Genomic DNA, 14,943 nt, shown 5'->3' with positions numbered 1-14,943 from the left:
GGCGTGTCCCTGAGTTAATGCCACGGCATAATGGGCACCGCGCTGAGCGCGTTTTTCGGTGAGCCTTCAACGACCTTGTCCGAGTAGGCCAGATAAGCCAGCGCGTTACGTTTCGCATCATAGAAACGCACCACCTGCAGTTTTTTGAACACCAGCGAGGTGCGTTTCTGAAACACCACGTCGCCCTGCGCCTTACCGTTTTTGATCTTCTCGCTCAGCTCAACCGGCCCCACCTGCTGACAGGAGATTGCCGCGTCGGAGGTATCTTCCGCCAGCCCAAGGCCCCCTTTTATCCCGCCCGTTTTTGCCCGGCTGATATAGCAGGTCACGTTTTTTACATCGGGATCGTCAAAGGCTTCGACAACAATTTTATGGTCCGGCCCGAAAACTTTGAACACGGTATCGACAGAGCCAATCTCCTCTGCCTGCACGGCGCGCCCCATTAATAACAGCAGCGTCGTGACGATCAATGTCTTGTATTTCATATTGTTACCATATTTGAAAATTGAACTGCGTAATTATTCAACAATCATATAAAAAAAGCAGCAAGATCACAGCATTAGAAAATATTCTCCTGGATCACCAGGAAAACCGCATTTAAGCGCAAAAAAAACACTGAATGCTAAAACATCAAAAAATGCTATTATCCGCTAACCTGTTAGCAGGGTACCTGCTGTATTAAGGATGAGGATAGTATATGGATCAGGCTGGAATTATTCGCGATCTTCTTACCTGGCTGGAAGGCCATCTGGATCAGCCTTTGTCACTCGATAATGTGGCGGCAAAAGCGGGATATTCTAAGTGGCACTTACAGCGGATGTTTAAGGATGTCACCGGTCATGCCATTGGTGCTTATATCCGCGCACGTCGCCTGTCCAAGTCCGCCGTGGCGCTTCGCCTGACTGCGCGTCCGATTCTGGATATCGCTTTACAGTACCGCTTTGATTCACAGCAGACCTTTACCCGCGCGTTCAAAAAACAGTTCTCGTTGACCCCTGCGCTCTACCGCCGCTCGCCGGACTGGAGTTCGTTCGGGATGTGTCCGCCGCTGCGCCTCGGCGAATTCACCCTGCCTCAGCATGAGTTCGTCACTCTGCCAGAGACGCACCTGGTCGGTACGACGCAAAGCTACTCCTGCTCGCTGGAGCAGATCTCCGAATTTCGTCATCAGATGCGCGTTCAGTTCTGGCGTGATTTCCTCAGCCATGCGCCGGCCATTCCGCCGCTGCTGTATGGCCTGAACGAGACGCGTCCAAGCCTGGAAAAAGATGACGAGCAGGAAGTGTTCTACACCACGGCATTAACGCCGGAAATGGCCAATGGCTATATTCAGGGGTCGAAACCGGTGGTGCTGGAAGGCGGTGAATATGTGATGTTCACCTATGAAGGGCTGGGTACCGGCGTGCAGGACTTTATCATGACGGTCTATGGCACCTGTATGCCGATGCTGAACCTGAACCGCAGAAAGGGGCAGGATATTGAGCGTTACTATCCGTCAACGGATGTTAAACCGGACGAACGCCCAATCGATCTGCGCTGCGAATACCTGATTCCTATCCGCCGTTAACGCTGCAGCTCATCTAACGCAGGGGCATCGAGATGCGAGATATCCCCTGCCATCTCCACAATCCATCCTGATGCCAGCCACGGACTTTGCTGATAGTCGATGCGGGAAAGCGAGCAGTTACGCAGACGCAGGCGACGTTCAGCCCAGGCTGGAAGCCCAAGGATGGTGCTGACCAGACAACCCAACGCCATTCCGTGACTCACCAGCAATGGCCGACTGCCCTCGGGAAGGTCCAGGCAGGCTGCCAGTGCCGCATGCATACGCTCGCTCAGTTCCAGCATCGATTCGCCTTGTGGAATACGGCCATCTTCGCTGCCGTTAACCAGCGTACGACGCCAGGACTCTTCTTCTTCCGTCAGGGTATCGATAAGACGTTGTTCCAGCACCCCCATATCCAGCTCACGCAGGCGGGCATCCACGGTGACATCGCAGCCGCAGGCCTGCGCGATAATCTCCGCTGTGCGTCGCGTGCGACCTAAATCGCTGGCGATGATATGGGTAATGCCCAGCGTTCTGGCGCGTTCGCCAACCTGCCGGGCCTGTTCCTCACCCTTGGCAGTAAGTGGACTGTCTGACTGGCCTTGAATACGTCGCTCGGCGTTCCACTGCGTTTCACCGTGGCGAACAAGGTATACCTGTAACATGCTTTTTTTCCGTTATACTGCGATGATATTTTTAGAGTTAGGCTTAATTATGCACCAGGTTGTCTCTGCTACCACTAATCCTGCCAAAATTCAGGCAATTCTAAGGGCATTTGACGAGATCTTCGGCGAAGGATCCTGCCACATTACATCCGTCAGCGTCGAGAGCGGCGTCCCGGAACAACCATTCGGCAGCGAGGAAACGCGCGCTGGCGCACGGAACCGCGTAGCCAATGCGAAGGCCGCCTGTCCAGATGCGGACTTTTGGGTGGCGATTGAAGCGGGCATTGACGAAGGCGCAACCTTTAGCTGGGTGGTTATCGAGAGCCGGGATCAGCGCGGCGAAGCCCGTTCCGCTACCCTGCCCCTTCCGGAGATCATCCTGGATAAAGTGCGCGAAGGGGAAGCGCTTGGGCCGGTGATGTCGAAATACACCGGCATTGATGAGATTGGGCGCAAAGAGGGGGCGATTGGGGTCTTTACCGCCGGGGCGCTGACGCGCTCAAGCGTTTATCATCAGGCGGTGATCCTGGCGTTGAGCCCGTTTCATAACGCGATATACAGGTAATTACGCCTTATCCGGCCTACGGTACACACGTCTTGTGTAGGCCTGATAAGCGCATCGCCATCAGGCGTTTTTCAGCAGCACCTGCTCCAGCCACTGGCGCAATTCAACCGGCGCCGATTTCAGGCTGTTCGATCCGCGGGTGATGGTGGCGATCCCCGCCCCCAGCTCGCTTTTCAGTTCGCGCTGGCTCATCTCACCGCGCAGTAACTCTTCGATAATCCGCACCCGCGTGCCCAGCGCCTCGCGCTCGTCGGGGGTGAGCATCAGCTGCAGCAGCGGCAGATGCAGATCCTGTTCATAAGACTGACGAAGCAGCTCCACAAAACGAAGCCACTCCTGATGACGTTGCTCGGCCATCGCCGATGAATAAGGGGAATGCTGGGTCATGTTATGCCGCCTTTCGTACTCTTAAACGAGTACAAGCATAACATAACCCCACCGATCAGTAACGTCGCTGCCACTCACTGTCGCTCATCAGGGTATCTTTCTCTCCCATGAAGTAGCGATAGTAAGCATCATACGCCAGGACGTTTTTCACATAGCCGCGGGTTTCCGAGAACGGAATGCTCTCGACAAACGCCACCGCGTCAATGCGTCCGGCGCTGTTGCCAAGCCAGGTGCGCACGCGTCCCGGACCGGCGTTATAGGCCGCCGAGGCAAAGATGCGGTTATCGCCGAACTGATCGTAGACGCTCTGCAGATAGGTGGTGCCAATATTGATATTGGTCTCCGGATCCAGCAGCTGCGACGGGCTGCTATAGCCCGGTAGATTAAACTTCTTCACCGTATGGGCGGCGGTGGCAGGCATCACCTGCATCAGACCGCTGGCCCCCACCGGCGAGCGCACTTTCGGGTTCCAGGCGCTCTCCTGGCGGGCAATCGCCATCGCATAGCTCTGCGGGATAGTTTTGCCGCGGGTATAGCGTTCGAACAGATCGTTATAGGCCAGCGGGAAACGCTCCTCGAGATGATCCCACAGCTTGCCAGCGATCGTCGCCTGCACGCTGAGATCCCACCAGTGATTATCAAAGGCATAGCGCGCCAGTTGCGCTTTTTCCTCTACCGTGCGGCTGGTAACCAGGTTCGCCCATTCGCTGCGGGCGGTGTTGTCCAGATTCCAGTACATCAGCTCGCGCACCCGCGCCATCTCCGGCCCATTTACCAGGGCCGCGTTGACGCCGGATGGCGCTTTATCAATCTTTAAGATGTACTCCTCGCCGAGCCTCTGGGCCGCGACCATCGGATAGAAACCGCGCTGCTGCATCAGGCTGTGCAGAATCGATTTCGCCTCCTCCTCACGCCCCCGCTCCAGCAGAAGATCCGCCTGCCAGTAGCGCCACTCGTCCTTCTCTTTCGCCTCCATCGGCAGACGCGCAAGCCAGGTGTTCAGGCCGCGGCGATCGCCATTCCCCAACGCCATGCGCACACGGCGTTCCACCAGCGAGGTGGACTGGGAACGCATGATGGCGTCATCGCGCCAGCGCGCCTGTTCATCGGTGACATCGCTGCCCATCAGTCGCCACGCAACAATATCGCGCAGCTCCTGGGTCTGATCCTCATTGAGCTGCTGCGCCTGGGCAAGGGATGGGATCATCAGCCGGGCGTTTTCCACGTCGTCACGCGCCACGCTGGTGAACGCCACTGCCGCCATCTGGCGGGTAAAATCGGTAGCACCCGTGGTGCGGGCAAAGTCCATCACCGTCTTCGGATCGTTCGCCAGCTGGATCAGCGCGCTGGAAATGGTCTGATACTCCGGTGGCATCTGTCCGGCGAGCGCGGTCACCAGACGGGTGTTGCCCGCTTTCATCGCCAGACGGATGCGCTCCAGATACGCTAAAGGATCCTGCTTGCCGGAGGCGCGCCAGGCGCCGAACAGCGAGTCGCAGGCGTTCGGCTGGCTTTTCCCGGTGAGCCATAGCTCTTTGGCGCCGTTCCAGGCCTCTTCCTGCTGGCCTGTCGCCCATTTTGCATAATAGTAGTTACACTGCGCTTCGGTAGTGCCCGGCTTCTCCGGGCTAAAGGCCAGCAGGCCGCGCCAGTCTTCACGACGCGCCAGCTCGTTGACAAAGCGCGACTGCAGGGTCCGCGCCGGAGGCAGCGTCGGGTTGGCCTGAATAAAGTTTTTGACGGTGATCGTCGGCTGGTTCATCAGGTCGTCGGTGAGCTGGCGGTATTCCAGATAGGGGTACAGCGGGTAATCTTTCAGCGTCGGCATCAAGGCCTGCACCGTCTCCATCTGTCGCTGATCCCATGCCTGTTTGATCTGGGCATAGCGGTTACGTTGTTCATCCAGTGAATCGGCTCGCGCTGCGCTGCTGATGGTCAGCACGCAGACGCTGGCAGCCAACAGTCGCCAGCCCACTTGTTTGGCTTTTACCACACGCTCATCCTCTGTTAATCGTCATAAAATGCAGCATCGTGCCGCGCAAAAATGTAATTAACTTATGCTAACCAGGCATCCCGCAACGCGCCACGTTACCGACACATTTTTACCTTTCTTGCGCGTTTTAACACTCCTGCCGTCGATGGCTGGGATTAGGCGGGGAAAAAGGCTACACTTCGCCACTATTCTCATCACGATAAAAGAGGCGAAGTCCAACGTGGCTCAATTCGTTTATACCATGCATCGTGTCGGCAAAGTGGTACCGCCGAAACGTCATATTCTTAAAAATATCTCGCTGAGCTTCTTCCCGGGCGCAAAAATTGGTGTGCTGGGTCTCAACGGTGCCGGTAAGTCCACCTTGCTGCGCATCATGGCGGGCATCGATACAGAGATCGAAGGTGAAGCCCGTCCGCAGCCTGGCCTCAAAATCGGTTACCTGCCGCAGGAACCGCAGCTGAACCCGGAGCACACCGTTCGCGAATCTGTTGAAGAAGCCGTTTCCGAAGTGGTTAACGCGCTGAAAGGTCTGGACGAGGTGTACGCGAAGTACGCAGAGCCGGATGCAGACTTCGATAAGCTCGCGGCCCAGCAGGGTAAATATGAAGAGATCATCCAGGCACACGACGGCCATAACCTGAACGTGCAGCTGGAGCGTGCGGCCGATGCCCTGCGCCTGCCAGACTGGGATGCAAAAATCGCCAACCTCTCCGGTGGTGAGCGCCGCCGCGTCGCACTGTGCCGTCTGCTGCTGGAAAAGCCAGACATGCTGCTGCTCGACGAACCAACCAACCACCTGGATGCGGAATCTGTGGCGTGGCTGGAACGCTTCCTGCATGACTTCGAAGGGACCGTTGTGGCGATCACCCACGACCGTTACTTCCTCGATAACGTTGCCGGCTGGATCCTGGAGCTGGACCGCGGGGAAGGTATTCCGTGGGAAGGTAACTATTCCTCCTGGCTGGAGCAGAAAGATCAGCGTCTGGCGCAGGAAGCCTCTCAGGAAGCGGCCCGTCGCAAATCCATTGAGAAAGAGCTGGAGTGGGTTCGTCAGGGCACTAAAGGCCGTCAGTCTAAGGGCAAAGCCCGTCTGGCGCGCTTCGAAGAGCTGAACAACACCGAATACCAGAAACGTAACGAAACCAACGAACTGTTTATTCCACCTGGAGCCCGTTTGGGTGACAAAGTGGTTGAAGTCAGCAACCTGCGTAAATCCTACGGCGACCGCGTGCTGATCGACGATCTGAGCTTCTCGGTACCGAAAGGCGCGATCGTGGGCATCATCGGCCCGAACGGCGCGGGTAAATCGACCCTGTTCCGCATGATGTCCGGTCAGGAACAGCCTGACAGCGGCACCATCACCCTCGGCGAAACCGTGAAGCTGGCCTCCGTGGATCAGTTCCGCGACGCAATGGATAACAGCAAAACCGTCTGGGAAGAAGTTTCCGGCGGCCTGGATATCATGCGTATCGGCAACACCGAAATGCCAAGCCGTGCCTATGTGGGCCGCTTTAACTTTAAAGGGGTTGATCAGGGTAAACGCGTGGGCGAGCTGTCCGGCGGTGAGCGTGGTCGTCTGCATCTGGCCAAACTGCTGCAGGTTGGCGGTAACATGCTGCTGCTCGATGAACCGACCAACGACCTCGACATCGAAACCCTGCGCGCGCTGGAAAACGCCCTGCTGGAGTTCCCGGGCTGCGCCATGGTGATCTCCCACGACCGTTGGTTCCTCGACCGTATCGCGACCCACATTCTGGATTACCAGGATGAAGGTAAAGTGGAGTTCTTCGAAGGTAACTTCACCGAATACGAAGAGTACAAGAAACGCACGCTGGGCGCTGACGCGCTGGAGCCAAAGCGTATCAAGTACAAGCGTATCGCCAAGTAAATGCAAAACGGCAACCCACGGGTTGCCGTTTTTATGTGTGCCGGGTGGCGGCTTCGCCTTACCCGGCCTACAAAAACGTAGGCCGGGCAAGCAGAGCGGCAGAGGGCTTATCCCTTCTCGCCCATCATCTCTTTCACCAGCTCCACGCAGCGCAGGAATCGGTTGTCATAGTCCGCCTCTTCCACATGCACAAAGTCGATATTGTTCGCTTCAAGCATCTCCACCAGCATGGTCTGGAACTCTCTCCTGTCCACCGAACTGCCCAGGCTGCGCATCCCGTCCGCCACCCAGGGGGTGTTGTTCTCCAGCAGGATCACTAAGTCGAAGCGGTACTCGTCGATCAGCGCCTGCACAAACGGGTGCTCGCGCCCTTCATATTTTTTACAGAACGCCTGGGTGGTGACGAAATCGGTATCGACAAACGCCACTTTATTGGCGTATTTCACTGCAAAATCAATGTACTGGGCATGCCCCAACGCAATCTTGTCGTAGTCGGAATATTGCAGCGCCATCTCGTCGCCGCCGAGGTGCGAGAAGACATAATCCCGGCCATACTCCCAGGCGCTGGTGGTGTTGAAGATGTTCGCCAGCTTGTTGACCAGCGTGGACTTACCGCTGGACTCACCGCCGAGGATCGCCACGGTGCGCACGAAGAACGGCTTCACTTCCGTCGGGATGTACTCCCAGTAGCGGAACGGATTTTCGCGGATCTGGGCGCCACTGATATTCATAAAGGTGCGTTTAGGGTCGATCAGCACCGTTTCGGTGCCCAGATGTTCGGGATATTGCGAAGCGTCAGACTCTTCAGAGGTGTAGATCCAGTTTGGCTGGATCCCTTTCTCTTCCATAAAGGCTTTTATGCCGTTGCTCCAGACATCCCAGCCGTGGGGATAGGGCTCCATCCCCTCTTCGTTAAAGGCATGAATGCGGATATTTTTCTGGTACTTGAAGGTCTGTAACAGCCAGCGCAGGCGGTCCGGGACGGTGGGCTGCTGGGACATGGCGCTCGCTTCGAACAGCTCGCGGTCGCGCTTGTCGTCGTAGCCCATGATGATGTGCAGCTCGTCCACCTGGCTACAGGCGCGCTGGATGAGGTAGATATGCCCGGTATGCAGCGGATAAAACTTGCCGAACACCACGCCGATGTTCTTCTGCATACGTGGAAACTCAAGCCCCAGAAAGCGGTGCAGCGCTTCCAGCTTCTGCGCGCTGGGGCTTTTGATTTTGGCATTCAGCAGCTGGCTTAAATAGCCCTTGGTCATACCGCTGGCTTCCGCCACCTGCTGCAAGGTGCAGCCTTTCTGGCGGATCGCGGTCTTGATATAGTCAAATGACGACATAAATTACGGTGCCTCCTGCAACATCGAATAGATAATTATAAGTCGTCAAAGACATTTAACGCATCAGCAAGTTTTTTAACCCCAAAGACCTTCATCCCTTCCGGCACTTTTTTCGGCACGTTGGCGGCGGGCACAATCGCCCGGCGGAAGCCATGTTTTGCCGCCTCGGAAATGCGCTCCTGACCACTCGGTACCGGGCGGATTTCGCCAGCCAGACCGACCTCGCCAAAGACCACCAGATCCTGCGGCAACGGGCGGTCACGCAGGCTGGAGACCATCGCCAGCAGCAGTGCCAGGTCGGCGCTGGTTTCGGTGACCTTCACGCCGCCGACCACGTTCACAAACACATCCTGATCCGCCATCTGCAGGCCGCCGTGACGGTGCAGCACCGCCAGCAAAATCGCCAGACGGTTTTGCTCCAGCCCCACCGCCACGCGACGGGGATTGCCCATCATCGAGTGATCGACCAGAGCCTGGATCTCCACCAGCAGCGGGCGCGTCCCTTCCCAGACCACCATCACCGAACTGCCGGAGGTCACTTCGTCGCCGCGGCTCAGGAAGATGGCGGACGGGTTGCTCACTTCACGAAGCCCCTGCTCGGTCATGGCAAAGACGCCCAGCTCATTCACCGCGCCAAAGCGGTTCTTATGGCTGCGCAGGGTACGGAAACGGGTATCGGCATCACCATCCAGCATCACGGAGCAGTCGATACAGTGCTCCAGCACTTTCGGACCGGCCAGCGCGCCATCTTTGGTAACGTGGCCGACCATGATGATCGCCACGCCGCGCGTTTTCGCAAAGCGCGTCAGATAGGCGGCGGTTTCGCGCACCTGGGCGACGCTGCCCGGCGACGACTGGATATCGGCCATGTGCATCACCTGAATGGAGTCGATCACCATCAGCTTCGGCTGCTCTTCTTCAGCAATCATGCAGATCTGCTCGATGCTGGTTTCGGAGAGCATATTCAGCTCGCTGGTAGGCAGCCCTAGCCGGTGGGCACGCATCGCCACCTGCTGCAGCGACTCTTCCCCGGTGACGTAGAGTGTTTTCATCTGCGCCGCCAGCTTGCAGAGGGTTTGCAGCAGCAGGGTCGATTTCCCGGCACCCGGGTTCCCGCCAATCAGAATGGCACTGCCCGGCACCACGCCGCCGCCCAGCACCCGGTCAAACTCTTTAAAACCGGTTGAGAAGCGCGGCAGGGCTTCAAGGCTGATGTCGGAGAGCTTCTGGACTTTCGATACGCCTGCGTTGCCCGCATAACCGCTCAGGCGCTCGTTACGGGCAACGGTGGGTGAAGCGGCAACTCCGCGCACTTCGGTGATGGTGTTCCAGGCATGACAGGCGCTGCACTGCCCCTGCCAGCGCGGATAATCCGCACCACATTCATTACAGACAAATGCGCGTTTTGGAGCTTTCGCCACGTTTTACCTCTTTATTTCTGGTTTACGCTGCCAGAGAGAATGCAGAACACCCCCATCAGGTCAGCATGACGGATAGTGACTTCCGTCTTTTCGTTCACGGTCGGTTTGGCATGGTAGGCGATGCCAAGCCCGGCCACTTTAATCATCGGCAGATCGTTCGCCCCGTCGCCAATGGCCACCGTCTGGGCAACCGGGATCTCATATTTTTCCGCCAGACGCGTCAGGGTGTTGGCCTTGAACTGGGCATCAACGATATCGCCAACCACGTTTCCGGTCAGTTTGCCGTCGCGGATCTCCAGCTCGTTGGCGACCACAGCATCCAGACGCAGTTTGTCGCGCAGGTACTCAGCAAAGAAGGTAAACCCGCCGGAGGCGATGGCCACTTTCCAGCCCAGGGTTTCCAGCTTCAGCACCAGCTGCACCAGCCCCGGCATCAGGGGGAGCTTTTCCCGGACCTGCATCAGGATATTTGCATCTGCATCTTTCAGGGTCGCCACGCGCTGTTTCAGGCTGGCGGTGAAGTCCAGTTCGCCACGCATGGCGCGTTCGGTCACTTCGGCCACCATCTCGCCGGTACCCGCCAGTTTAGCAATTTCGTCGATGCACTCGATCTGGATGGCGGTTGAATCCATGTCCATCACTAGCAAGCCCGGCGTTTTCAGGTGTGGGATTTTACCCAATGGCGCGACATCGAGACCCGCATCATGCGCCAGACGGGTAGCACGCTGGGTCAGGGAACCGGCCAGACGAATCACCTGATAATCTTCCACACACCAGGCCGCCACGATCACCATTGCCGCGCCCAGCTTGCGCTGATACGTCGTTAACTGCTGTTTATCCAGGCCGCGTCCATACAGCAGCCAGCCGCTACGACCAGCATGGTAATCCAGTGGCATTACCTCATCACCACTTAATGAGAGCGGCAATCCTGGCCAGAGAGAGACATCATTGGGCAGGTCGCACCAGGTAATGTTTGGCATTAAAGCTCCTGTAAAATCGTTCGCGCCGGGAATCATCCAGGGGAGGGAAAATAACGCATGAGGCTACCTTGTAACCATCACTTCTGGCAACATTAACCCCGAAAATTTTCAGCAGGTGGAATATGGCTCGTGCAAAACTGAAATTCCGGCTTCATCGTGCCGTGATTGTCCTCTCCTGTCTCGCCCTGTTAGTGGCGCTGATGCAGGGCGCATCGTGGTTCAGCCAGAATCATCAACGGCAGCGTAATCCGCAGCTTGAAGAGCTGGCGCACACCCTTGCGCGTCAGGTGTCGCTCAACATCGCCCCGCTGATGCGCACCGAAACGCCGGATGAAAAGCGCATCACCCAGGTGCTGCATCTCCTGACGGAAGAGAGCCGCATCCTGGATGCCAGCGTTTACGATGAAGAAGGGGCCCTGATTGCCCGCTCCGGCGAGCATGTCGACGTGCGCGACAGGCTGGCGCTGGATGGTAAAAAAGCGGGCGGCTACTTTAACCAGCAGCTGGTGGAGCCGATTCAGGGTAAAAACGGCCCGCTCGGCTATCTGCGTTTGACGCTCGACACCCATACCCTGGCCACCGAGGCCAAGCAGGTGGATAACACCACCAATATTCTGCGCCTGATGCTGCTGTTGTCGCTGGCGATCGGCGTGGTGCTGACCCGCACGCTGCTGCAGGGCAAACGCACCCGCTGGCAGCAGTCGCCGTTCCTGCTCACCGCCAGTAAATCGGTGCCTGAAGAGGAAGAGAGCGAAAAGAAAAGCGAGTGATTGAGTCGATAACCGTTTCAGGAGAGGAAATCTGCATGTCTACATTGCGTTTGCTTATCTCAGATTCATATGATCCCTGGTTTAACCTTGCGGTAGAAGAGTGCATCTTCCGCCAGATGCCCGCCACGCAGCGCGTGTTGTTCCTGTGGCGCAACGCCGACACGGTGGTCATTGGCCGGGCGCAAAACCCGTGGAAAGAGTGCAACACGCGACGCATGGAAGAGGACAATGTGCGTCTGGCCCGTCGCAGCAGCGGCGGTGGCGCGGTATTCCACGACCTCGGCAATACCTGCTTTACCTTTATGGCCGGAAAGCCAGAATACGACAAAACCATCTCCACCAACATCGTGTTGAACGCGCTGCAGGCGCTGGGGGCCACGGCGGAAGCCTCCGGGCGCAACGACCTGGTGGTAAAAACAGATGAAGGTGACCGGAAAGTCTCCGGCTCGGCCTATCGCGAAACGATGGACCGGGGTTTCCATCACGGCACCCTGTTATTAAATGCCGATCTCAGCCGCCTGGCGAACTACCTCAATCCCGACCAGAAAAAGTTGCAGGCCAAGGGCATCACCTCCGTGCGCGGGCGGGTTGCCAATCTGGTGGATCTGCTGCCGGGCATCACCCATGAGCGGATCTGCGACGCTATCCGCGAGGCGTTTTTTGCCCATTACGGCGAGCGGGTTGAAGCCGAACTCATTTCACCTGACAAGACGCCGGATCTGCCAAACTTTGCCGAAACCTTTGCCCGCCAGAGCAGCTGGGAGTGGAACTTCGGTCAGGCGCCTGCCTTCTCGCACCTGCTGGATGAGCGCTTTACGTGGGGCGGCGTGGAGCTGCACTTCGACGTCGAGAAGGGCCATATCTCGCGTACCCAGATCTTTACCGACAGCCTGAACCCGGCGCCGCTAGAGGCGCTGGCGGCGCGTCTGCAGGGCTGTTTGTACCGTGCGGATAGGCTGCAACAAGAGTGCGATGCCCTGATCGGCGATTTCCCGGAACAGGAAAAAGAGTTGCGGGAACTGTCGGCATGGATTGCGCGGGCGGTACGGTAACAAAAAGCCCGCTTGCGCGGGCCTGTAACCGTAGGCCGGGTAAGGCGAAGCCACCACCCGGCAGAACATTCACGCCATTCTCTGGACCATTACCGCAATATCGCTTAACCGCGTTTTCATTCCCGCGGCGATTGTGCGGAAATTTTCACTTATCCGTTTTTCATCCATCACCTGCTGCCAGAATTGTGCCGCCAGTGGCAGGGCAAATTCCCATGCCTGGCGCGATATTGTGCTATCGAAACGCAACTCGCACGCCTCTTCCCGCATCATACCTGCACTGGAAGGCGCAAACGCCATGGGCAACATGTCATAAACCGGGGCAAGGGATAACGGGAACGCGGAATAGTAAAAAGAGAGGTTCCCCGCGTGCATATCGCTGTTAGCGATAAGGCGCCCAAACGCCCATATTTTTTCGACCTGTCCCGCAGCGGTTGCCTCTACGATGCCAGCCTGCACGAGCTTCTCAACCGTGTGCGACCATGCTCCGCTCGCGGTGACAAATTCACTTTGTACCGCCTCAAGGGAGACGATGGCGCGTCTGCCCGTTACGCCTTCGCAGTCAAAGCGTTTAGCCTCAAGAAAAACCTGGCCGCTTTCCCCTTGTAGCGCGATGGCATCGCTTGCCGCGAGCCCTGCCCGGGTAAGTGTGCTGTGCGCGATAGCCTCGGCAAACAGCAGATCGCCCCATCGTACAGAGACTGCGCTACTTTGTGACGCAGTAAACTTGACCAGCACATGCGCGTCACCTGTTGCCGTTTGGGCAAAGCAGGAGAACTTGGGTTGTTCCCCACCCGCAGAAGAACCTACGATCTCCCCTGCCAACGCCTCCTGAGATAGCTGCGCATAGACCCGGTTTTTTTGAACGTCGGTAATGGGCTGCGGAGGGGTTGCACAGAGCCAACGTTGGTAGTTCTCCTCACCCACCAGCCAACCGCCGGAATGCTCACCAGAAAACTGGCTAAGGGCATAAAGCACATCGCTTTCCTGCCAGAGACGAATATCTTCCGGCAGCGAGAATTGCTGTGCCAGGCGGCGACCCCACGCCCGTCCTAAAAAACCTTGCGGGCGAAGGTCGGTCAGGTACCAGGGAAGACTATCAAACCATTGCCATTGCCCATCAGCCTGAAGCACAAGGCAGCTTCCCTGCGGCCAGGTGGGGTAAATCTCCCCGCCTTTAATGGCCCGGCCCTGAGCATTCACTTGCCAGAAAGGAAATACGCTGATACCCCGCACAGGTCGCAGCAGGGCGTAGCGCGTGGCGCGCGCTTTCCCAAACTGGATCACCTGTTGCTGGGTAGCCACCAGACGCGAAAATGTCGCCTGGCTGATGCCCAGATGCTGGCGAAGCTCAGGCGCTCTGCATGGGCCCTGTAGCAGCAAATCACTTATCGTCGTCATCAGTGAATGGTTTTATGAATAGATACTTGAATAAACTTCATAGCATATTTAGATGAAATGTAAAGAAAAATGGGGAAGCAGGATGTAAAAGGTGAATAGATAAAAAAGGGGGCAGAACGCCCCCGAAGGAAATCTTACTCTTTATCGCCCAGCAGAACGGATTCCAGCGCGATCTTGATCATGTCGTTGAAGGTGGTCTGACGCTCAGCGGCAGTGGTCTGCTCGTGAGTACGGATGTGGTCAGACACGGTGCAGATGGTCAGGGCTTTCGCACCGAACTCAGCCGCCACACCGTAGATACCCGCCGCTTCCATCTCCACGCCCAGGATGCCATATTTTTCCATCACGTCGAACATCTCGCCGCCGTCTGGCGCGTAGAAGAGGTCCGCAGAGAAGATGTTACCCACGCGCGCGTCCACGCCCAGCGCTTTGGCGGCGTCAACGGCGTTGCGCACCATGTCAAAGTCGGCGATGGCCGCGAAGTCATGATCTTTGAAACGCATGCGGTTAACTTTGGAGTCGGTGCAGGCGCCCATGCCGATCACGATGTCACGCAGCTTAACGTCCATACGCACGGCGCCGCAGGAGCCGACGCGGATGATTTTCTTCACGCCAAAATCGGTGATCAGTTCTTTGGTGTAGATGGAGCAGGATGGGATACCCATGCCGTGACCCATGACGGAAATTTTGCGACCTTTGTAGGTACCGGTGAAGCCCAGCATGCCGCGAACGTTGTTCACTTCACGCACCTCTTCGAGGAAGGTTTCGGCGATGTGCTTCGCGCGCAGCGGGTCGCCCGGCATCAATACGACGTCAGCGAAATCACCCATCTCTGCATTAATGTGAGGAGTTGCCATCTTCAGTTCCCTTATTAGTATGTTGTTTTGCCGGGCGACGGCTGCGCCTTACCCGGCCTACAAAAAACGTAGGCCCGGCAA

Annotated in this window: 14 protein-coding genes; 5 read left to right on the top strand and 9 right to left on the bottom strand. The window is 57.3% G+C overall.

Annotation, left to right across the window (positions count from 1 at the left end; translation table 11 throughout):
* Positions 1–14: 14 nt before the first annotated feature.
* Positions 15–485, bottom strand: coding sequence for a protein CreA (gene creA / locus C3406_RS16185; protein ID WP_103823187.1), 471 nt, complete (start codon positions 483–485; stop codon positions 15–17).
* 212 nt (positions 486–697) lie between these two features.
* Between creA and robA the strand changes: the two genes are divergently transcribed.
* Entirely contained in the window at positions 698–1,567 is an 870-nt protein-coding gene (gene robA / locus C3406_RS16180) for an MDR efflux pump AcrAB transcriptional activator RobA (protein WP_103823186.1), read from the top strand.
* Here robA and gpmB read toward each other — a convergent pair.
* The gene (gene gpmB, locus C3406_RS16175) at positions 1,564–2,211 is read right to left on the bottom strand and encodes a 2,3-diphosphoglycerate-dependent phosphoglycerate mutase GpmB (RefSeq protein ID WP_103823185.1); all 648 of its coding nucleotides are present in this window, start codon (positions 2,209–2,211) and stop codon (positions 1,564–1,566) included. The genes robA and gpmB overlap by 4 nt on opposite strands.
* Before the next feature lie 49 nt (positions 2,212–2,260).
* Here gpmB and yjjX point away from each other — a divergent pair, with 49 nt between their 5' ends.
* Complete coding sequence (gene yjjX, locus C3406_RS16170) at positions 2,261–2,776, top strand: inosine/xanthosine triphosphatase (RefSeq protein WP_103823322.1); 516 nt, start codon at positions 2,261–2,263, stop codon at positions 2,774–2,776.
* 60 nt (positions 2,777–2,836) lie between these two features.
* On the opposite strand, the gene trpR is transcribed toward yjjX, so the two are convergent.
* Both trpR and sltY read right to left on the bottom strand, forming a co-directional pair.
* On the bottom strand, positions 2,837–3,163 hold the full coding sequence (trpR, locus tag C3406_RS16165) for a trp operon repressor (protein ID WP_103178187.1): 327 nt from the start codon (positions 3,161–3,163) through the stop codon (positions 2,837–2,839).
* A 55-nt stretch (positions 3,164–3,218) separates the two neighbouring features.
* Positions 3,219–5,156, bottom strand: a complete 1,938-nt coding sequence (gene sltY / locus C3406_RS16160) for a murein transglycosylase (RefSeq protein ID WP_103823184.1) — start codon at positions 5,154–5,156, stop codon at positions 3,219–3,221.
* A gap of 220 nt (positions 5,157–5,376) precedes the next feature.
* Between sltY and ettA the strand changes: the two genes are divergently transcribed.
* Positions 5,377–7,044 (top strand): energy-dependent translational throttle protein EttA, encoded by a 1,668-nt coding sequence (gene ettA, locus C3406_RS16150; protein WP_103178185.1) that lies wholly within the window; start codon positions 5,377–5,379, stop codon positions 7,042–7,044.
* Between the two features lie 107 nt (positions 7,045–7,151).
* Here the strand turns inward: ettA and nadR are convergent, their stop codons facing one another.
* The 3 genes from nadR to serB are packed head-to-tail and all read right to left on the bottom strand — an operon-like array spanning position 7,152 to position 10,785.
* Entirely contained in the window at positions 7,152–8,384 is a 1,233-nt protein-coding gene (gene nadR / locus C3406_RS16145) for a multifunctional transcriptional regulator/nicotinamide-nucleotide adenylyltransferase/ribosylnicotinamide kinase NadR (RefSeq protein ID WP_103178184.1), read from the bottom strand.
* A gap of 35 nt (positions 8,385–8,419) precedes the next feature.
* Complete coding sequence (gene radA, locus C3406_RS16140) at positions 8,420–9,805, bottom strand: DNA repair protein RadA (RefSeq protein WP_103823183.1); 1,386 nt, start codon at positions 9,803–9,805, stop codon at positions 8,420–8,422.
* 11 nt (positions 9,806–9,816) lie between these two features.
* Complete coding sequence (serB, locus tag C3406_RS16135; protein WP_103823182.1) at positions 9,817–10,785, bottom strand: phosphoserine phosphatase; 969 nt, start codon at positions 10,783–10,785, stop codon at positions 9,817–9,819.
* 122 nt (positions 10,786–10,907) lie between these two features.
* Here serB and C3406_RS16125 point away from each other — a divergent pair, with 122 nt between their 5' ends.
* Together C3406_RS16125 and lplA are read left to right on the top strand one after the other, a co-directional pair.
* A complete protein-coding gene (locus C3406_RS16125) occupies positions 10,908–11,555 on the top strand; it encodes a YtjB family periplasmic protein (RefSeq protein WP_103178181.1) in 648 nt (215 codons plus the stop codon).
* A gap of 35 nt (positions 11,556–11,590) precedes the next feature.
* The gene (gene lplA / locus C3406_RS16120; RefSeq protein ID WP_103823181.1) at positions 11,591–12,607 is read left to right on the top strand and encodes a lipoate--protein ligase; all 1,017 of its coding nucleotides are present in this window, start codon (positions 11,591–11,593) and stop codon (positions 12,605–12,607) included.
* 69 nt (positions 12,608–12,676) lie between these two features.
* Here lplA and yjjJ read toward each other — a convergent pair whose 3' ends face one another.
* Positions 12,677–14,005 carry a type II toxin-antitoxin system HipA family toxin YjjJ gene (gene yjjJ / locus C3406_RS16115; protein WP_103823180.1) on the bottom strand — a complete coding sequence of 443 codons (1,329 nt, stop codon included), beginning with the start codon at positions 14,003–14,005 and terminating at the stop codon, positions 12,677–12,679.
* A gap of 134 nt (positions 14,006–14,139) precedes the next feature.
* Positions 14,140–14,862, bottom strand: a complete 723-nt coding sequence (deoD, locus tag C3406_RS16110; protein WP_103823179.1) for a purine-nucleoside phosphorylase — start codon at positions 14,860–14,862, stop codon at positions 14,140–14,142.
* Positions 14,863–14,943 lie beyond the last annotated feature (81 nt).

This window comes from Leclercia sp. LSNIH8 (assembly GCF_002920195.1).
Classification (GTDB): Bacteria; Pseudomonadota; Gammaproteobacteria; order Enterobacterales; family Enterobacteriaceae; genus Enterobacter.
The sequence above is the reverse complement of the archived record's forward strand: the minus strand, read 5'-3'. Positions and strand labels throughout refer to the sequence as shown.